This window comes from Acinetobacter sp. LUNF3 (genome assembly GCF_022699605.1).
Lineage (GTDB): Bacteria > Pseudomonadota > Gammaproteobacteria > Pseudomonadales > Moraxellaceae > Acinetobacter > Acinetobacter johnsonii.
In genome coordinates this window covers 1,398,553-1,418,881 of record NZ_CP093968.1, presented here as the reverse complement: position 1 = coordinate 1,418,881, position 20,329 = coordinate 1,398,553, and the positions used below count along the sequence as shown (strand labels likewise).

Here is a 20,329-nt window from a genome sequence, read left to right as displayed (position 1 = left end):
TTGCATTTCAAATCTTTGTGCAATGAAGCCTATCACATTGCGAGTGATTCACATCACTTGCACAGCGGCTTTGTTCGTAAGCTAGAAGCAACTTTAAGACAGCGCGTGAGTAATGGCACTGGTGTGATTCTTGAGATTAATAGCAATGCTGATTTGTATTATCACATGCTGAGCAGCTATATCGCAGAGCATGACCGGTTTAGTGTGGTTCAAAGCTTAAAGGAGGTGTCTTAGATGGGGATTTTTCAAATTACTGTACAAGGTGAAGCACCTCAACTATTTGTAGGTTCTGAAGTTGGCGGTGCAAAGATCGTATCGATCAAGGATGTAAGCCCAAAACTGGTATCAGCTGCTGAACTAGCTCAATACTACGGTATAAGTGTTGATGCTGTCCGTGACCGCTGTACAGAGATCAACAAAGGTACTCGCGGTAAATGTCTTTACGATCCAGAGCAAGCAAATTTGATTTTGACGGCGAAGCCTGTGGCCAAGCGTGGGCGTGCGAGGAAAAATTAGTGACTATGAAATATAAAAAAGGGCTTAAAGGCCCTTTTTAATTATTGCAGTTCCATCTTAACGAACCTGTTCCATTCATCAATAGCTTTAGAAGCAGTCTCTTGATGATTTTGACTTTCACGGTTTTGTTTTTCAACAAAATCTGAAATGCACCGTTTATATCTATTAACACTATCAAGATATTGTTGTACTTCCCATTCATTATTAAATTTGTATGGCTTAGATGGTTTTGTACAATAAGCACTTGGTGCAAACATGTCTGCATAAGAAAGACTTGTAAAAAGAATAGAACCTGCCAGCAAGCCCAGTTTAATAAGTTTCATTATTTTCTCTTAGATATTGACCCCATAGTGGATATTATCAGGTATTTAACTCAAGCATCCATCATATCCGCAATATCTTCAACATCCGGGTTGTAATAAGTATTCACCAGGACTTTAATATTTTTATGGCCTGTAACCTTGGCCAGCACTTCTACCGGTAATTTCTGGTTATTTACAAACCGAGTAATGGCCTCATGGCGTGTATCATGGAAATGAATATCTGCCAGCCCTACTTTTTCTTTACGACGTTCCCACATTAACCGAAAAGCATTCTCAGACTGAGGAATCAACTTATCCCCTCCATGATTGATTAGATCTAGAAGTGCCAAAGCCTTTTTAGTCAGAGGAACATTACAAGCATCACCATTTTTAGTTTTAGGTAAATGAACATGCCGATCATAAATTTCTGACATTGTGATACCTAGAATTTCACCACGGCGCATTGCTGTTTCCAATGCAAATAGAAAAGCCCAGGCAACATAATGCTCTGGCAATGTCGGTGTCTGCCCTTCACGATAATTCAATCCCTCTAAAATGAGCTGAATTTCTTCATCACGAATACGTCGATTACGCGCTTTAGGTTTGGCCGGTTTCTTAATACCCATCCATGGATTGGCTTCCAATAAGAAAAGCTCTTTAACTGCATAGCTAAAAACTGATGAGTACAGCGCAATTTCTCGCAGTACTGTATTTGCTCCAACTTGTTTTAAGCGCTTATTGCGCCAGATAGTTAAATGCTGTGGTGTGATGTCATGAATCGACATATCTGCCAGTGCACCAAACTTTTCATCAAACGGCGCTAATTGCTCTTTGACGTATTTAGATCCACGAAGCTTTCGCCCATGCTCATCATAATATTTATGAAAAAGTGTTTTGAATGGATAGTGCTGTTTTACGCCCAGATCTTCAGAGAGTTTATTTGCTTTTGCCTCAAGCATCTTTTGCGCAGCCCATTGCTCGCATTCTTTTACGGTATCTCTGGTTGCTGAATATGTAGTTCCAGCAATCATTATTTTAATTCTGTAGCTTTCACCGCGCTTGACCGCTTTAGGCATTTTCATGATCTATAACTCTATATTCTTGGTCTAATCTTGGTCTAAATTTAACTGCATTATCGGCAAAAAGTAGCGATTTTACGGATAGTGCTGTTAAGGGTAGACTTTATTCAAGACAACAAAAAAGGGTTTTAAGCTATTGTTTTCGCTTAAAACCCTTATAACATAACGTTTAGAATCTTGGTAGGTATATCCAGACTCGAACTGGAGACCTCTACGATGTCAACGTAGCGCTCTAACCAACTGAGCTATACACCTGAAGTAAAAGCATAATATTCACTTTTAAAAAGTATGACAAGCGCTATTTCTTGTTTTTTAAAGCAGATGCACAAGTTTTAAGCATCCGTTTAAATTGTTGAATATTTTTTGAATTCAACGTATTGGAATAACGCATTTGTTGATAATAATCAGCTGCCTGATGAAATAAAACTTGCTGTTCAGGTTTAACATCTTGAGCTAAACGCAACAACCATTTGTTTACCGTTTCGGCATCTTGTTTACGCTGCTCTGCTATTAGGCTTCGAGAAAAAGACTGAACGACAATGTCATATTCAGAAGTTTGAGCACGTTTATGCCAAAATATAACGCCCCAGTACAGTAAAACTAATCCACCAATGCTAATCATAATCAGCAATACCAATGAATAACTAGATTGGAGTCCTAGCTTCTGTAACCATCCTCGTTGAGTCTCTGCATTATAGCCAACCACCTTACTTTGCCATTGGTAGCTTGCATAATCACTCCAAATGCGCATTTTGTTTAATACCGAATAGCGCTGTACATGCCATCGACTACTATCACCCCAAACACTGGCATCTTGGCTCATTAAATCTTGCATACCCTGTTCAATACGCTGTGGTGCAATCATGGCTGTTGGGTCATAGCGGTTCCAGCGTCCATCCACAAAGACTTCCGTCCATGCATGCGCATCTAACTGTCGAACTTCCCAACTTTTTGCATCTGGTGAAGGCTGACCACCTTGATAACCAACCACGATACGGGCAGGAATTCCCACATAACGCATCAGCATCGCAAAACTAGAGGCATAATGTTCACAAAACCCTTGTTTGGACTGAAACAAAAACTCATCAATACGATGCTGCCCCAACAAGCCTGGCTGCAAGGTATAGCTAAAGCCATTATTACGATACCATTGCAAAACATTTTGGATATAACGGTTCGGATTGTCATTACTTTGTTTAAAGAGTTGTTGTGCAAATTGTTGTGCTTTCAGATCTATTTGCTCAGGCGCTTTTAAGTTAATACTTCGTTGCACATTGGATAATTTAGTTTGAGTAAGTTGGACATTTCCCATCCATTGTAGTGAAATCGGCTCTACACGCTGTACTTGACGATAAGCCTGAATACTCCAATCCTGACGTAGCTGATAACGTCGCTCTAAAGGTTGTGAATATTCCAATCCCATGATCCAAGGAATCGCGGCATCAGCGGCTAAATATTGATAGTTCCATTTTTTGGATGTAGAGATTTGCGTTAATGTATCATCCGAAATACTTTGTTGATTAATAAAACTACTGGTCCACTTTTGCCCATCATATTGATCTAAGACCATCGCGCGCCAATAAAGCTCTGAACGATTTGGGAGCTGAGTGACATCACCAATAATACGAAAAGCCAAATGGCTGGACTGGGATAATTGCGCAATATCTCCAGGTGACATACTGTCACTCATTCCTGTCACTGCTTTATTTTCAGGAATCGGAATATGCCAAAGTGGAGGTAAGCGCGGAAAAAAGATAAACAGCAGCACAAAAAAAGGCAGTGCGAGACCTACAAATTTAATGACGTGTTTTGCATCTTGCCTTAATGCCATACGATTCGAGTTTTCAGATGCAAAAGGATGGGTTTGCACTCGATACAGCCCCAACAAACAACTCAATAAACAGAGTAAAACCATGGCAGCCGCCATAAATGACTGACTATGTAAAAACATACTCGCCGCAACGAATAATGCAAAGTTAAACAGAATGATCACATCACGCTGCGTTTTTGTTTCTAAGGCTTTCGCAAAGAGAAAGATACTTAAAACGGCTACACCCGCTTCCACACCTAAAAAGCTTTGATAGCTCCAAAAGGTCACTGCTAGAGCAGCAAGGGTCAAAATGTAAATTGCCCATTTCGGGAAATGGTTGCCCGTGGATTTCATGAAATACCATAGACAACCGATACAAATGGCGAAAATGACACTCAAGAACACAGGACTAAAACTTAGTTGTGTGATCCAAATCAAACTCAGTGTCAGTACAATGGCAATACGAATAGAAGAATGCATACTGTGCTCGCTATGCCTGCGCCAAAAGTAATTTGGCTTGAAGGTATTGTTCTCGTCCTATCCCTTTGGCTAGTTCAGTATGAGGTAAATACAGGGCATAGGCATACTGCAACTGCTCACATTGTTCAACCAAGCCCATCATTAAGCTCAATTTTTCTTCATGTGAAGGACTAGGCATATGTGCATAGTGGATGTCTAAACTGTGTTGATCCTGATGTTGTTCAAAGACTTTAATAAATAAACCTTGTCCTTGTGCCACTTGTTTCCATGAAACCGCCTGTAAAGAGTCACCCTCTTTAAAATTTCGCAATTCTCGGAATTCATCCATGTCCGGTTCAAAACTGTGCTGTTGCTGTTTATTTTCTGCCGCTAAAGACTTAGTTTTAGGCGCGATCCACACAGGTGCTTGGATAAAAAAATAACTCCATGCACGAACGAGGCCAAATGGATAAGTCGAATATATTTTAATCTCTGGAAAACTAAACTGTCCGCGCGCTTTTGGAAAAAAATTTAAATCGAACACCTGATGGGTATCTTGAATAAACAACTGTTCTATATGATCAGCATAAGCGAGCCAAAGGTATCGAGGCTGTGAATGCTGTTGTTTGAAATGCATTTGTAATTGCAATGCACTCTCAACCTGCCCTATTTCAGGCAATACAAGGTCAATACTTAACCCATGTAGCTGTTTAAAGGTCAAATAAAAACTCATACACAGCACGGCACTGATTAAAAAACAAAACGCTAATATTAAGTTATTGGCATAATTCACCCCTGCAATAAAGGTGATTAAAATCATCACCACATATACATATCCTTGCTGATAAATAAACACCAGTACATCTTTTTGGGTCAGTTGTTTTTCAGCTTTGAATTGAAAGCGTTTATTTATCCAGTTTTGCCACAGCATGCGTCAGCTTATCCTATTAGTGAACTTTGACTTGTTTCATCAGTTGCTCAGTTTCAGCTTCACCCAGCCCTATTCGATGCGCGGTGACTGCGACAAATACAGCCTGTACATCATCCGGTGTAACAAATGCACGGGCTTTAACCAAAGCATATGCTTGTGCTGCTTTCTTCAAAGCCAGTACGCCACGTGTAGATAACCCATGTCGACCTTTACGGGTCTCAGCCGCCAAATCTAAAATATAATCCAAGACTTCCTCAGACAAATAAATCTGTGGCACCAAAGTTTGTAAGGCAAGAATGTCTTGTTCAGAGAATACTGTCATCAACTGCTGAATCAAGTCATGACGGGATTGTTGCTGCAATAAAGCCTTTTCTGCCTGACGGGATGGATAACCTAAAGATAGCCGCATAAGAAAACGGTCGAGCTGTGACTCTGGTAGTGCATAAGTTCCACTTTGAAAAAGTGGGTTTTGCGTTGCAATTACCCAAAAAGGCTGCGGTAGTACATAACGACTTGCATCGATTGTCACCACACCCTCTTCCATCGCCTCTAAGAGCGCACTCTGCGTTTTCGGACTACAGCGGTTAATTTCATCTGCGAGTAAAATTTGAGTAAAAATTGGCCCTTGCTTAAACTCAAACAGATGTTCTTTTTGGTTAAACATATTCACCCCAATCACATCGCTTGCCAGCATGTCATTGGTAAACTGAATCCGTTTAAATTGAAGACCTGCCAAATGGGCCAAGCTACTGGCCAATGTGGTTTTGCCTAAACCGGGCAAGTCTTCAAATAAGATATGCCCACCTGCTAACAGGCTACATAAGGCCAATTGGGTTTGTTGATTTTTATCTAAAACGATTTGATTAACTTGATTGAGAAATTCTTGGATTTTTGGATAAAAAACACTTAACTGCGATTCATCGAGCATGTCATGTTGCTGTGTTTCTACCGTTCTTTCTTTTCCCCAAAGCACCTTATTCTCTCCAATCAAAATATAAATCAAGGTTTAACATACAGGTTTTTCAGACATACTCAAAGACGATCCTTATAAATCTTCAATGATTTGCGTATGAATGACCTACGTCACCGCAAGCTACTGTTTCGCTGCAGATTTCAACTGATCTTTTAAAGTATCTGCACTCATTGAAAATGAAGGCGATGATTTCTCTGCTTGCTTAATCAATTCTATGAGTCGTGCATTGATTGGAGCCTGTCTACCACATTGCTCTGCAAGTTTTAAAACCTCACCATTAATCCAGTCGACCTCTGTGGGGCGACCTGCAATTAAATCATCTTGCATAGACGACCGGGCTAGTGGATCGATTGCCAACATTTTACGACTTAATAATTTAAATAATGGATTGGGTAAACTCAGTAATTTTGGAATCAAATGGGTCGGAACTGCGGTTAACTTTGCAGGTTTAATTTGTGCATAATCAAGCAGCTCTATAGCTTCCTGCTGCGCCATTGCCACACATTGGCGATATTTACGAATCGACAATTGTTCCTTTAACGGTTTTTTTGACAATGCATTGATTGAATTATTTAAATTAAGTAAAAGCTTAGCCCACTGCACAGCCAGCATGTCTTTTTCAAAAACAATCTCTAAACCTGCTTTTTGAAATGCATTTTCAAGCAAATTTTGATTTGGATATTGCTTAACACTTAATACACCTGATGTGCCTTGATGATAATGCCCAGATTCTTGCGTGGCGACGTTAAAAGGAACCATTCCCTCTAAAATCATCGGCCCTTGCAAAACCCTTTTTAAAATAGGGACATTGCTTAAGCCATTTTGAAAGCTGATGATCAGCGGTGTTTTAGCCCCTAAATATTCTTTGAGTTCATGTGCAACTTGTTCGGTTGCCGCCGATTTCACACAAATAAAAATAACATCGGCATCCACGACCTGAGTCGGGTCAGTCGTTAGTTTGAGTTGATGAGGTGCAAGTTTGATCTTTTTGCATAAATAATCAGTTAAGACTAAGCCCCATTGGGAAAGCTCTGCATGAATACGTGGACGCGTGATAAAAGTAACATCACTACCCGCAGCAGCCAAACTTCCGCCTAAATAACACCCAATGCTTCCAGCACCATAAATATATATTTTCATTCAATTTCCCTTTGCAAACATTCCAGTATTTTAAGAACTATAACAATCAAAAGCTGTCAAATATACGACATGAACCTTTTATACCTCACACTCCGTGTTCGTTATGATTTAATCTACGATGCAACAACTTGCTTCATGCAAAAAAGTACACTGTCGAATCTAACACGTGCAACCGCATGTGATTGAATATTTTCACTCGATTTTTCACAAAAAAAAACGGCACCGAAGTGCCGTCTTTCAATTGATTCATTACATTAACAAGGGCACTTTTTCATGCCATTCGTTGCAGATGGATAACGCGCATCGACACAATGACGATAAAAAGTTTTAGCATCCATCGCTTCTAAATCAGGATGGTGCTTTTTCATATGCTCCAAATAGTTTGGATAATCAGGCACCCCCACCATCAAGCGAAAACTTTGCTGCAAACGTTGCCACAATGTCGCAATTCGAGACCAATTTTTAGGGTTCAGAATCAAATCTTTCTGCGACATCACGGTCATTTTAATGATTTTATAAATCATCGTTTTTCCACTTTTAGCAAATTTTAGATTCATCTGACTCTCCTTAATGTCCAGCTTTTGATGGCTGAATGTCCTCAGGATCACGATAAATGGCTTCTGCTTCATGCACAGTCGGAACTGGGCTTGCCAATGCACGACGAATCACTCTAATCGCAGCAAAGAGCATCACAATCGCCACAATCATAAAGAAGCCACACAGTGCAGCATTGATCTGATTCGACATCGCAACAGTCTGCATTTCAGCAACCGTTTTTGCTGGTGCTAAAATTTCATTGTTTGCAATTGCATTGTTAAAGCGTTCAGCTTGTGCCAAGAAACCAATTTTTGGATTTTCGTGGAAAATTTTCTGCCAGCCCGCTGTCATACAGGTTACCAACAAGAATATGGTCGGGATAATCGTGACCCATACATACTTCTCTTTCTTCATTTTGAAGAGGATAACCGTACCTAAGATCAATGCCATTGCTGCAAGCATTTGGTTACCCACACCAAACAGTGGCCATAAGCTATTGATCCCCCCGAGTGGATCGACGACACCTTGGTAAACAAAGAAGCCCCAACCCGAAACTGCAACCGCTGTACCCAACAAGTTTCCGAAGAAGTTATGTGAGTTTTTCACCGCAGGAATCACAATACCCACGGTGTCTTGCACCATGAAACGACACGCGCGAGTACCCGCATCAACTGCCGTTAAAATAAATAGTGCTTCGAATAAAATGGCAAAGTGATACCAAAACGCCATCATTTCACGACTATTGAAAATTTCCGTAATGATGTGGGCCATACCAATGGCAAAAGTTGGCGCACCGCCAGTACGTGAAAGAATGGTGCTTTCACCCACTTCTTGAGCCAGTAAAGTTAATGTTTCTGGAGTAACAACAAAACCTAAGTTACGAACAGCTTCAGCTGCAGTGTCGACACTTGTACCCAGTAAAGCGGCTGGTGAGTTAATCGCAAAATATACACCGGGATCAAGCACTGCTGCACAGATCAGAGCCATGATTGCAACAAATGACTCCATGAGCATACCGCCATATCCGATCATACGAATATCACGTTCATTGTTCACAAGTTTTGGCGTGGTGCCTGACGACACTAAAGCGTGGAAACCTGAAATTGCGCCACAGGCAATGGTAATAAATAAGAATGGGAACATTGAACCTGCAAACACGGGACCAGTACCATCAATAAATTGCGTGAATGCTGGCAGCTTCATTTCTGGCATTGCGAAAATAATACCGACTGCCAAACCTGCAATAACACCAATCTTTAGGAAGGTTGATAAGTAATCGCGTGGTGCAAGCAATAACCACACAGGCAGTGCCGAAGCCACGAAACCATAAATAATCAGTGCCCAAGTCAACTGAGTGCCCGACAGTGTAAAGAACGCACCCCAATATGGATGCTGTGCAATATTTTCACCGTAGACAATACCGAGCATCATCAAAACGAAACCAATAATAGATACTTCTGCAATTTTACCTGGGCGGATAAAACGCATGTAAATCCCCATAAAGAGCGCAATTGGAATCGTTGCCGCAATACTAAATACGCCCCATGGGCTGTGTGCAAGTGCTTTGACCACGACCAATGCCAAAACTGCAAGGATAATAATCATTACCCCCAATGCACCAAGCATGACCACAATACCTGCAAAAGTTCCAAGCTCTTGCTTTGCCATTTCACCGAGTGAACGTCCATCACGACGGGTAGAAATAAACAACACCAAAAAGTCTTGTACTGCACCTGCAAGCACTACACCGACAAGTAACCAAATCGTGCCAGGTAAATAGCCCATTTGCGCTGCTAAAATAGGCCCTACTAATGGACCTGCACCTGCAATCGCTGCAAAGTGATGTCCAAATAGAACGCTTTTATTGGTTGGAACATAGTCCAGACCATCATTCAAACGATGCGCGGGAGTTAAGCGACGTTCATTAAGCTCAAAAACTTTATTTGCAATAAATAAACTATAGAAGCGATAAGCAATACTATAAATACAGCCCGCAGCAAGTACGAGCCAGATGGCATTGACATGCTCACCACGACTCAGTGCCAATATCCCAAAAGAGACTGCACCGACGATGGCTACCAGTAGCCAGATGATTTTTGAAGTCAGAGTTGACTTCGGCTGAACAGATTCCATTTCAATCCCTCATATTTGTTGCATTCAATCAGCGTCTTTAATTATTCGAGGTACTGCTGTTTTCCTTTGGGACTTTACTCTGCATCTCCTTGTTTTGATCTAATACTTTGGCATAAAAAAAGGGATGATTTTCATCATCCCTTGCGATAATAGTCTATTTTTAAACCATTATGCACGTTCTAAATAATCGCCAGTACGAGTATCTACACGAACGCTTTCTTCTTGCTGTACAAATAATGGAACACGTACTACAGCACCTGTTTCCAATTTTGCAGGTTTACCACCACCGCCAGAAGTATCACCACGTACACCCGGATCAGTTTCAACAATTTTCAAAACTACGAAGTTTGGTGGGTTTACTGTTAACGGCACGCCATTGAACAACATAATAGTACATTTTTCATTTGAATCATCTTTTAACCATTTTGCAGCATCGCCCATTGCTGTTTTGTCAGCAGCGATCTGTTCAAATGATACAGGATCCATGAAGTTCCACATTTCGCCGTCGTTGTACAAGTATTCCATTTCCACTTCTACAATGTCAGCCGCTTCTAAAGAATCACCAGACTTAAATGTTTTTTCTAAAACTTTACCAGAACGTAAATTACGTAGTTTTACGCGGTTAAATGCTTGACCTTTACCTGGCTTTACATATTCATTTTCCATGATTGAACATGGGTTACCATCAAGCATAACCTTAAGGCCTGACTTGAAATCATTCGTAGAATAATAGGCCATGACTGGCGCACTCCAAACTAACTAACTTAAATATTTATGTCTTTATCTTAGACACCAAAGCTTTGAAAAGCAGTGCCATAAAGATAGGGCATCTTTTTTGATGCCTCGTATTGTAAATGAGCAAGGTGTTATGAAGCAATGAAAATCCACTGCCTATAAGCCGAAGATCTTGATAAAATAGCCCCGTTCCGCGTGTTTTTGTGTATTGAAAATGCCTTTTTAGACCGCGCACATCCGAACAACTCGTTTCGACATCACTCGATTTGATGACCTAACTTTCTTTTGACCTAGTATTTGACCCCTTATTGCATGACTCATTATTTGTACCAAGAGCAAAATTGGCAAGCTCAACTCAGTGATTTAATTACTGACCCTTTAGAATTACTTAACATTCTAGAGCTTTCTCCTGAGCAACTACTGTCAGGCGCACTGCTTGCATCAACCCAATTTAAACTCCGTGTTCCCCGTGCTTTTGTAACAAGAATGCAAAAAGGTAATCCGCTTGATCCTTTACTCCTTCAAGTCCTGCCCCATCATCTTGAGCTTGAAGAACATCCCGACTTTGTGACCGACCCATTGGGTGAGGAACAAGCCAACCAACAACCCGGTGTTTTGCACAAATATAAAACTCGTTTTTTACTAACCCTGACTGGGGCTTGTGCCGTTCATTGTCGTTACTGTTTTCGCCGACATTTCCCCTATCAAGAGAACCTGCCAAAGTCAGAAGATTGGATCAATATTCAACACTATATTCAGTCTCAACCTGACATTAATGAAGTCATTTTGAGTGGCGGAGACCCCTTAACGCTGTCCAATCGTAAAATAAAATTATGGATTGAACGCTTAGAAAGTATACCCCAACTTAAATTTTTGAGAATTCACTCACGAGTTCCTATCGTAATGCCTAACCGTGTCGATGATGAGCTAATTTCCATCTTAAAAAACAGTAGGCTGCGCATTATTCTAGTGGTACACTCAAATCATGCATCGGAATTGGATGATCTTACCTGCCGTCAATTACAGCAATTAGTCGCAGAAAAAATCACCGTTTTCAATCAGGCGGTTTTATTGAAAGGGGTCAATGATCACGTTCAAATTTTGACAGATTTGAGCTACCGTTTATTCGATGCAGGTGTATTGCCATACTATTTACATGTTTTAGATAAAGTAAAAGGGGCTCACCATTTTGATTTAAACCCGCAAGACATTGATTCTCTGTATCAAGGATTATTGGCGAATCTACCCGGCTATCTGGTTCCTAAGCTGGTCAGGGAAATTGCGGGAGAAAAGAATAAGACACCACTTTTCGGGGTTTCAACTTTTTGAGTTAAATAATAACGATGATGATGACGAGTACTTCAGATATCTTCCAAAAACCAACCGAATTAAAGTTGGATAAGCTTAGTTTTTGCCCAAGTACAGTCAAAGGCTTACAAGAATGGTTAGCAAACTTATCCATTTTACAATTGGGTGACTCTTCTCGTTCCTTATTTCAAGCTTTACTTGAAGTCTCCGAGCTTCAAGTCAGTGAAACACTTCGTTTTGATTTGGTTCAAGTACTGCATCCGAATTTGGAAAATGTGCTTACCAGTTTAGAGAAACATTTTTTTAATCAGGGCCTCATCACCACTGATCGAAATGACCATATTATTGAGCTTGCCTTATTAATGCGTAGTCATTTCGCTAAAGTCTATATCGACATTGCAAAACGTGTTTCTCAGAAAATCACTCAAAATAAGTTTTCTCTATTTGCTTTTAACCCAAAAAAGAACCTACAAACGGCTCGAACCGTATCGAGTTATTATGCTTTACAACAACTGTCACTTTTGTTGTACCAACAACACTTGCTCTATAGCTCCCCGATTCCGGGTCAGTGGCTAGCAGCTCATCAACTCTTGGATTCTGCTATTCAAAATAACTTCTATTTGACCAACATTAATCAAATACAAGGCACGCAGCATCAACTGAGCAATATTAGTCAAGCCTATGCGCAGCTCATTCTATTGGATATTTTTAATACCCATCAAATCCGTCCAGGTGAGATTCAAGGGCTGTTTTTGTGTAGCTTTGATTGGGCGAAACTGATTCAAATTTTACCTAAAGAAACAACCTTATCTCGCTATATTGTCGATGCATCAAAAGATTATCCACCAACTTATAATTCTCAAAAAAACAGTCACATTCAGCCGAATATTTTTATCTCGACGCAAGCCCTGCTTGATCATCTCTCAGAGATGCAAACCAAACGTGCTGAGCCACTGTCTCGCGATGAGAAGATTTTCCTTACCCCTGCTTTGCATTTTCACATTCATAACTTGTTGACCAATAATATTGAACGTAAGCATGAACGTTATGAATACTCTGCCCAATTACAAATTTGTTTTGGCCTGTCAGTCGCACATTTCTATTTATCTAAAGGCAAGAACTTTAATGAAACTTTAGAGCTAGAAGGCAACTACAACTTTCAGAATGAAAGTCACGTAATCAACTCCATGAACAGTAATATTCCTGTGGAGACGAGTTCTGCTCGTATGATTGATCGTGAATCGAAACAAATCTACCCTGCCGAAGTTTTAGATATTAGTGTGAATGGTTACCGTATTCGCTGGACTGGACCAACACCTGCGCATTTAAAAACAGGTGAGTTTATTTTGGTTCAAGAAAATGCGCATAGCCAATGGCGCGGTGGTGTGATTCGCTGGATTAAACAATCAAGTGAAAAAAGCTTGGAACTGGGTTTAGAAATCTTAGCACAAGATCTTTTCCCATGTGCTGTTATGGTTAAAACAGACCGAACCACTCAGAACTACCAGCCTGCCTTATTGGTGCAAACTTCCCAGCTAGATGAAGTACAAACCAGCCTCATTGTGCCGGGTTCGAATATGTACCGAGAAAAACAAACCATTCACTTACGCCTCGGCGATGAAGATCTTAAAATTTATTTAGTAAAAGCACATTTAATTACACAAAGTTTTATTCGTTTTGATTATGAATTGTTGAATGACCAACAAGAACCATTGGTTCAAAGTTTTATTCAAAAGCAAATGAATGCTATTAAGAATCATGATTTATGGGAAGCATTGAAGTGAGAAATCCATTATTATCTAAAAAGTTAAAACGTACGGAAACACGTTTACTCATTATTGATGATAATCAGATCCGTTATAACCAAATTCGTGACCTTTTAACTTCTAGCGATCATCAAGTTAATGCCACCTTACTGGATGACTTACAAAACTTTGAAAAACAGCTTCATCTGCCTTGGGATGTGGTGATTTTTGGTCGCGCTTATGACCTAAAGTATGAACAAGCACTGACTTTGATTCGCAACTCTAACCAAGTCAATTTACCACTGATTTTATTAAAGCCAGATGAATATCAATCAACCCAATACGCAAGTTTTATTCGTAAAGGGGTCTATGATATTTTGGACTTACAAGAAGCGGATAACTTTTACTTAGGTCTACTGCGTGCACTGTCATTAAGTCGTTTATTGCAAAGCCAACAACAACTCATGAATGAGCTTGAAACAGCGCAAAACCAAGCACAGGCTTTAGTTGAAGAAAGTAATAAAGCCATTGCTTTAATTCAAGAAGGGATTCATGTTTCAGCCAATGCTGAATACTTACAACTGTTCGGCCTAAGCTCTGAAGATGATATTATAGGTCAACCCCTGCTTGATATTCTCCAGCCGAAAGATGTAAACGATTTTAAAATCCGTTTTAAGAAAATTTCACAAGGTCAGTTTGATTTAGGTGCTTTTGAAGTTGCTACTCTCAATAGCAATGCCCAAACTCACAATCCTTTAAAAGTTGAGTTTTTAACTGCACCTGAAGATGATGCGCTCCAACTGACGATTGAAGCCGAATCTGAACGCTCTGCTGCTCCATCAGTCAACACTGAAAAACACGTAATAAAACCTAATACGTATCAACAAATTAACCGCGCTATGACCAAACAGCCTTCTGATCAGAATGCTTTGGTTAGCTTTGCACTCAACTCTTGTCCAGATGAAATTTTTAAAGCCAACTGGGCAACTACGCGTGATTATTTTAACAATATTTACAGCTTTTTAAATGAACAGACTCATATTCCTCTGTTTAAGGCGGGTGGGCAAACCATCGTTGGTTTATTCCAAGCAGAATCACAGGCCAAACTCGAATCTAAACTGATTGCGTTAAATGCGCTCACCAAACCGCAGCTCATCACGGTAGAAAATAATAGCTATCCCGTAAATTTACGCATTGGCTACACTCTACTGAAAGGTGAAATTTCACATCAAGATCAGTTTGAAAACTTATTGTGCTCAGCCTTTAAAACCACCTTACCGACCAATCAAGACGATTGCGAAATTGAGCAAAAAGCCAGTATTGACATGCCTGTGATTGAGTTGATCAACCCTACTGTCAGCGATACTTTAGACACTCAAAAGACAGCAAATGAACCTACGGTGCTTAAAGCCTTACATCTAGCTTTGGAGCGTGGCGAGATTCATCTTAAATATCAACAACTTTATGACAAAGAAGATACTAATTTATACACCTATGAGGTTACCAGTGGCTTTATTTATGCTAATACATGGAAAGATATATCGAGCCTCAAAGAGTTAAGTGAAGACCACGAACTGTCTATTAAACTTGACCGCTGGATTTTAGTTGAGTCGTGTAAACAGCTACACAATTTTATCACTCAGTATCCTGAAGCAAAGCTGATTGTAAACTTAAACAAAGCCGTACTCTTGAATGACCGCTCTTTCCCTGAATTTATAGCCAAACTGATTACCATTGTACGCAGTAAGTTAAGTCATCCAATTATCCTTCAGTTCTCTGAGGATGATATCAGCCAAAACATTGCTGAAGCACAAAAATACATTGCCCAGCTTCGCCAATATGGTGCTGAAGTTTCGATTCGTGACTTTGGTAATAGTATTTATAGTGAATCTATTCTACGTCAGCTCGATATCAACAATCTCACCTTACATGAAAACTTAACTCGCATGCTCAGTAGCGACGCCAACACGGAAGAGTTGCAAGAAAAAGTTGCTGTATATCATCAATTGAAAAACATTCAAATTATGTTACGTGATCTGAATGATATGACGTCGTTTGCCAATGCATGGAATGTCGATGCCCGCTTTATTCAAGGTGATTATTTCCAGAAGAAACTTGATCATTTGATTGATGTGCAGGATCAGTAAAAGTTAAATCTTGGATACTAGCCTCTAAATTTCAAGACCTCTATATGGGGTCTTTTTATTATATTGTCTAGCTATTGGGCCTATGATTCTGTATCCAAATCATAGACATAAAAAAACGGGCAAATGCCCGTTTCTTACTTTTGCTATTAGTCGCGTTTGATAGAACGTGACATGCCAGCAAAACGTTGTTTGAACTTGTCGATACGACCGCCAGTATCAACGTTCTTTTGCTTACCAGTGTAGAATGGGTGGCAAGCTGAACATACGTCTAGGTAAACAGTTTCTTTACCAAGTGCTGAACGAGTTTCGATTACGTTACCGCAAGAACATGTAGCAACTAAAGTTTGGTATTTTGGGTGAATATCGGCGCGCATCGTCGATTACTCCATAAAAATTAAAGAAGGTTTTGCTGTCATCGCAATTGATCACTCTCAAAATTGAGGAAAGGGCTACTTTAAGTAGCAGATCAACACCATAACAGACCATTCTTTTGGCCCACCGAGACGGATACCGTCAGAGCTAAGCACAACAAGTGGCAAATATTATACGAGATATAGTATCAGATAGCCAATTATTCTTTCGTTTCAATTTCAGATTGCTTGGCCCAATAGTTAGCAATAATCCCACACACCATCAGCTGTATTTGATGAAAAATCATAATCGGTAAAACAATCATCCCCAAAGGTTGTCCAATAAAAAGAATCTGTGCCATTGGAACACCACTGGCTAAGGTCTTTTTTGAACCACAGAAAAAAATGGTTTTCTGATCGGCACGGTTAAAGCCCAACCAACGTGGTAAAAACAACCCAAGTAACATAATAATCGTCAATAAGACCGAACATACAATGATCAATAGGATTAACGTACCGACACTCACTTCTTGCCATAGACCCGCTACCACAGCACCGCTGAAAGCACCGTACACCACCATCAATATCGACCCCTGATCGAATGCTTTGACGATGCTTGGCATTTTTTGCATATACGGAAAGACATATGGTCGAAGTAACTGTCCAAGGACAAACGGAACCAGCAGCAATAAAGTGATTTGAAGTATAGACGAGGTTGGATCAAAACCATGCTCTGATTGCCCCAAAATGAAAAAGGCCACCATCACAGGGGTAATAAACATCCCGATCAAATTTGAGAATGACGCACTACATACCGCCCCAGCCACATTGCCTTTCGCGACCGAAGTAAACGCAATTGAAGACTGTACTGTCGATGGCAAAAAGCACATAAACAAAAAGCCCCAATACAACTCCTGCCCAAGTAGCGGCACCAATACAGGTTTTGCAAGCAAACCTAAAACGGGAAAAAGGATGAAGGTAAATGCAAAAACCAAAGCATGGAGTTTCCAGTGCATCATGCCCTGAATCACGGCTTCACGGGATAGTTTAGCGCCATGCAAAAAGAACAATATCGCGATCGCGACCGTTGTCAGTACACCAAATACACTGGCAGCTTGACCTGAAACAGGGACAAAGCTGGCTAAGAGCACCATAACAAATAGCAATAACGTAAACCGATCGAGTGCCAATAATTTCAACATACCAACATCCTGTCATTCCTCTAAAAATGAAAAAGCCCAGTGACTAATTTACCTTTGGGTAAATTCATCTTACTGAGCTATATAAATAAAGCTAGCTTTTACAGGATATGTTCAATATTTTTTTAATTAATACTGTGCATATACGCTGCATATGACCTAATGACGGCTTAGTTATTACGTGCATTATTATCTTGTTGAATCAGTTCAATTTTATAACCATCTGGATCTTCTACAAAGGCAATAACCGTTACGCCACCCTTCATTGGTCCGGCTTCACGCACGACATTACCACCGCGCGCTTTGATGTCCTCACAAGCTTTATAAGCATCATCTACAGCAATGGCAATATGACCGTAAGCATTACCTAATTCATAGCTGTCCGTATCCCAGTTATGTGTCAGCTCTAAAACCGTATGATTTTCCTCATCACCATAACCCACAAATGCCAAGGTAAAACGACCTTCTTCATAATCACGCTTACGAAGTAAAGTCATACCAAGCACTTCAGTATAGAACGCCAAAGATTGTTCTAAATTGCCTACACGTAGCATGGTATGTAGCATGCGCATTGGAATTTCCTCATGATTTATTCTCAGCCCCCAATATAGGCAAAGCCGTCCTATATTTCAAACCTCAACCATAAAAAAAGCAGCCACAAGGGCTACTTTTTTAATTCGAGACAAATCGATACTTTAACTTTGCTCAGCGGCATGCTCTCGTAGAAGTTTCGCTACCCAGACCACTAAGATTAAAATTGGGATCCCAATGAGTGTGGTCAGCAAGAAGAAATTTGGATAGCCAATATTGGACACAATTGTCCCTGAATAGCCACCTAAAATTTTAGGTGTCAACGTCATCAATGAACTAAAAATCGCATACTGAACAGCAGTAAAAGATACGCTGGTCAAACTTGATAGAAATGCAATAAATGCAGCACCAGCCAAACCTGACGCCAAGTTATCAACAATAATCGCAAAATACAGCCAGTTTGAACTATATTCTTTAATCACCTTCCCTTTAACTTCTAACTGTCCATCAACCGCTTTATTCAAGTTGATTGGCTGAAGATCAACATCTAAAGTTGCAGATTTTTCAGCTACGGGATCCACCTGATAATTCAGTGCAATGTGTTGTTGCGCACGCTCATTTTGCATCAATACAGCATTCAGCTTTTTAGAGTTTGAATCAAGGAGCTGTTTCACAGGGATTGCCGCACTAAATACACCTTCTTTGTCTAACTTTGCATCAAAGCTTTGACCATCTAAGCTCAATTTAATACTTTGGTTTTCAGCCAGTGTAGCAAGGTATTGACCTCTTACCACGATGCTTCCTTCAGACTCTCGTTGATTAATCACATTATCAGCCGTGATCGGAAGCAACAGCAATACCCTAGATGCACCCGTTTGACTGATATAAGGCAATGTGACCGAGACAGGCTGTGAAGTATCATTTTGAAAACTGGCCGTTGCAGTTAGACTTTCATTTGCCTGAAGCTGCTTAACAGGAACCTTAATTGTCCATGCACCTGTCTCATCCGCTTGAGTTTTGAAACTTTGCTCACCGACATTGATCACAACATCATTTAAAGGTTGTCCTGATTTGACCAAGCCAATAAAGATGAGATTGGTTGAACTGGCCAAGATTGCTCCGACAAACATCAATTTCATGATGTTCATACGCTGCGCCAGTAGTCCTCCTAAAAAACCACCAACCAAACTAAAAATCACCCCATAAACTTTCACCGCTTCAGCAATCTGCTCTTTGGTAAAGTTTAAGTCTTGATAGAACACATTAGAGATCACACCTGCAATAATGTCGGAAATACGGTAAAAACCAATCAACAATAGCAATACCAACGCCAATTTCACGCCATAGCGCTTAAAGAAGTCAGCAACAGGATTCACCCATGTTTCATAGGCCATTTGTTTATTCACAGCACCCATTTTGACAAGGCTTGAACCCACCACAAATGCAACAGCGCCAGAGCCAATAAAACGTAAAGCCTCAAAACAAAACAGTGCAAAACTATCTTTGATGGACCAGAGCTGAATCAGCATTTCTGTGAGCTTGCCTGAGTAAATATAACTCAGTACAAAACTCACCACAGACACAAAGAAAACTGCCACTAAACGATAATAATCTACGCGTTTATATTCTTTACGTACCCGATCAACTTGTGGCTCACGTATACATAATGTGGTTGCAATCCCGACCAACATGACCGCCGCCATTGCCAAATACGTCCACTTCCATGCCTCATAAATATAGTTGCCCTTGGCTGTACCCAAATAAGCCGCTAAAAATAACGCACCCGCACCCGCAACGATCATGCCGATGCGATAACCAGCGTTATAAGTTGAAGCCAACACTGTTTGCATTTGCGTTTCTGCAAGCTCAATACGATAGGCATCAATCACAATATCTTGTGTCGCAGCAGAAAAACCTAAAAGCACCGCACCCGCAGCCATTTGGTAAAGATAACTCTGACCAAGAGATGGATCTGAAAAAGCCATGATAGAAATGGCACAGATAATTAAGAGTTGTGCGATCAATAGCCATGCACGGCGACGACCCAATAATTTGGTCAGTACTGGTACAGGCAATTCATCGACCAAAGGAGCCCAAACAAATTTGAATGAATAACCCAGAGCTGCCCAACTAAAAAAAGTCACCGCGCTCTTATCGATACCTGCTTCCCCTAGCCATAAAGATAAGCTCGAGAAAATTAACAGGATTGGGATACCTGCGGAGAAACCCAAAAACAGCATAATCAACGCACGGCGATCTAAAAATGCAGTAAAGGCGGATTTCCATCCTGAAGATTGTGTTGTCATTACGTTTTTGTTGTCTTAAAACCAATGCTGCTATTCAAACCCTTAATACAATTTGTTTCAACCTGATTTATAAAATCAATGTTCTATTTTTGTCGACAAACACTGCGACTTTGCTTGATCTTTTGCAT

Annotated in this window: 18 protein-coding genes and 1 tRNA gene; 5 read left to right on the top strand and 14 right to left on the bottom strand. The window is 40.3% G+C overall.

Annotated features, from left to right (window positions below):
- The gene (locus MN200_RS06965; protein ID WP_242760422.1) at positions 1–234 is read left to right on the top strand and encodes a hypothetical protein; all 234 of its coding nucleotides are present in this window, start codon (positions 1–3) and stop codon (positions 232–234) included.
- Positions 235–516 (top strand): hypothetical protein, encoded by a 282-nt coding sequence (locus tag MN200_RS06960; RefSeq protein ID WP_058869457.1) that lies wholly within the window; start codon positions 235–237, stop codon positions 514–516. It abuts the gene before it with no gap.
- 41 nt (positions 517–557) lie between these two features.
- Here MN200_RS06960 and MN200_RS06955 read toward each other — a convergent pair whose 3' ends face one another.
- The 10 genes from MN200_RS06955 to efp all read right to left on the bottom strand — a co-directional run bounded on the left by MN200_RS06955 (position 558) and on the right by efp (position 10,618).
- Positions 558–839, bottom strand: coding sequence for a hypothetical protein (locus MN200_RS06955; protein WP_058869456.1), 282 nt, complete (start codon positions 837–839; stop codon positions 558–560).
- A 50-nt stretch (positions 840–889) separates the two neighbouring features.
- Entirely contained in the window at positions 890–1,900 is a 1,011-nt protein-coding gene (locus MN200_RS06950; RefSeq protein WP_242760421.1) for a site-specific integrase, read from the bottom strand.
- Positions 1,901–2,075: 175 nt separating this feature from the next.
- Positions 2,076–2,152, bottom strand: a tRNA-Val gene (locus MN200_RS06945).
- A gap of 43 nt (positions 2,153–2,195) precedes the next feature.
- Positions 2,196–4,187, bottom strand: coding sequence for a DUF3488 and transglutaminase-like domain-containing protein (locus tag MN200_RS06940; protein ID WP_242760420.1), 1,992 nt, complete (start codon positions 4,185–4,187; stop codon positions 2,196–2,198).
- Positions 4,188–4,197: 10 nt separating this feature from the next.
- Positions 4,198–5,097, bottom strand: coding sequence for a DUF58 domain-containing protein (locus tag MN200_RS06935; RefSeq protein WP_058869453.1), 900 nt, complete (start codon positions 5,095–5,097; stop codon positions 4,198–4,200).
- A 16-nt stretch (positions 5,098–5,113) separates the two neighbouring features.
- Complete coding sequence (locus MN200_RS06930; RefSeq protein WP_109439255.1) at positions 5,114–6,025, bottom strand: MoxR family ATPase; 912 nt, start codon at positions 6,023–6,025, stop codon at positions 5,114–5,116.
- Positions 6,026–6,190: 165 nt separating this feature from the next.
- Complete coding sequence (locus MN200_RS06925) at positions 6,191–7,210, bottom strand: 2-dehydropantoate 2-reductase (protein ID WP_058869451.1); 1,020 nt, start codon at positions 7,208–7,210, stop codon at positions 6,191–6,193.
- A 254-nt stretch (positions 7,211–7,464) separates the two neighbouring features.
- A complete protein-coding gene (locus MN200_RS06920) occupies positions 7,465–7,767 on the bottom strand; it encodes a YbdD/YjiX family protein (RefSeq protein WP_004693572.1) in 303 nt (100 codons plus the stop codon).
- Between the two features lie 10 nt (positions 7,768–7,777).
- Positions 7,778–9,880: a carbon starvation CstA family protein gene (locus MN200_RS06915; RefSeq protein ID WP_058869450.1), complete on the bottom strand. Its 2,103-nt coding sequence runs from the start codon at positions 9,878–9,880 to the stop codon at positions 7,778–7,780.
- Positions 9,881–10,048: 168 nt separating this feature from the next.
- Positions 10,049–10,618 (bottom strand): elongation factor P, encoded by a 570-nt coding sequence (gene efp / locus MN200_RS06910; protein WP_004693574.1) that lies wholly within the window; start codon positions 10,616–10,618, stop codon positions 10,049–10,051.
- A 309-nt stretch (positions 10,619–10,927) separates the two neighbouring features.
- On the opposite strand from efp, the gene epmB reads away from it, so the two are divergent.
- Genes epmB through MN200_RS06895 form a run of 3 tightly spaced genes read left to right on the top strand, consistent with a single transcriptional unit; the run spans position 10,928 to position 15,815 of the window.
- Complete coding sequence (epmB, locus tag MN200_RS06905; protein ID WP_058869449.1) at positions 10,928–11,944, top strand: EF-P beta-lysylation protein EpmB; 1,017 nt, start codon at positions 10,928–10,930, stop codon at positions 11,942–11,944.
- A 17-nt stretch (positions 11,945–11,961) separates the two neighbouring features.
- Complete coding sequence (locus tag MN200_RS06900; protein WP_058869459.1) at positions 11,962–13,707, top strand: hypothetical protein; 1,746 nt, start codon at positions 11,962–11,964, stop codon at positions 13,705–13,707.
- On the top strand, positions 13,689–15,815 hold the full coding sequence (locus tag MN200_RS06895; protein ID WP_058869448.1) for an EAL domain-containing protein: 2,127 nt from the start codon (positions 13,689–13,691) through the stop codon (positions 15,813–15,815). The genes MN200_RS06900 and MN200_RS06895 overlap by 19 nt, the downstream gene beginning before the upstream one ends.
- Before the next feature lie 146 nt (positions 15,816–15,961).
- On the opposite strand, the gene rpmE is transcribed toward MN200_RS06895, so the two are convergent.
- From rpmE to MN200_RS06875, 4 genes are all read right to left on the bottom strand, one after another.
- Positions 15,962–16,189: a 50S ribosomal protein L31 gene (rpmE, locus tag MN200_RS06890; protein WP_004693579.1), complete on the bottom strand. Its 228-nt coding sequence runs from the start codon at positions 16,187–16,189 to the stop codon at positions 15,962–15,964.
- Between the two features lie 197 nt (positions 16,190–16,386).
- Positions 16,387–17,367 carry a bile acid:sodium symporter family protein gene (locus MN200_RS06885; RefSeq protein ID WP_058869447.1) on the bottom strand — a complete coding sequence of 327 codons (981 nt, stop codon included), beginning with the start codon at positions 17,365–17,367 and terminating at the stop codon, positions 16,387–16,389.
- Positions 17,368–17,534: 167 nt separating this feature from the next.
- A complete protein-coding gene (gloA, locus tag MN200_RS06880; protein WP_058869446.1) occupies positions 17,535–17,936 on the bottom strand; it encodes a lactoylglutathione lyase in 402 nt (133 codons plus the stop codon).
- Between the two features lie 123 nt (positions 17,937–18,059).
- A complete protein-coding gene (locus MN200_RS06875) occupies positions 18,060–20,201 on the bottom strand; it encodes an MFS transporter (protein WP_058869445.1) in 2,142 nt (713 codons plus the stop codon).
- Positions 20,202–20,329 lie beyond the last annotated feature (128 nt).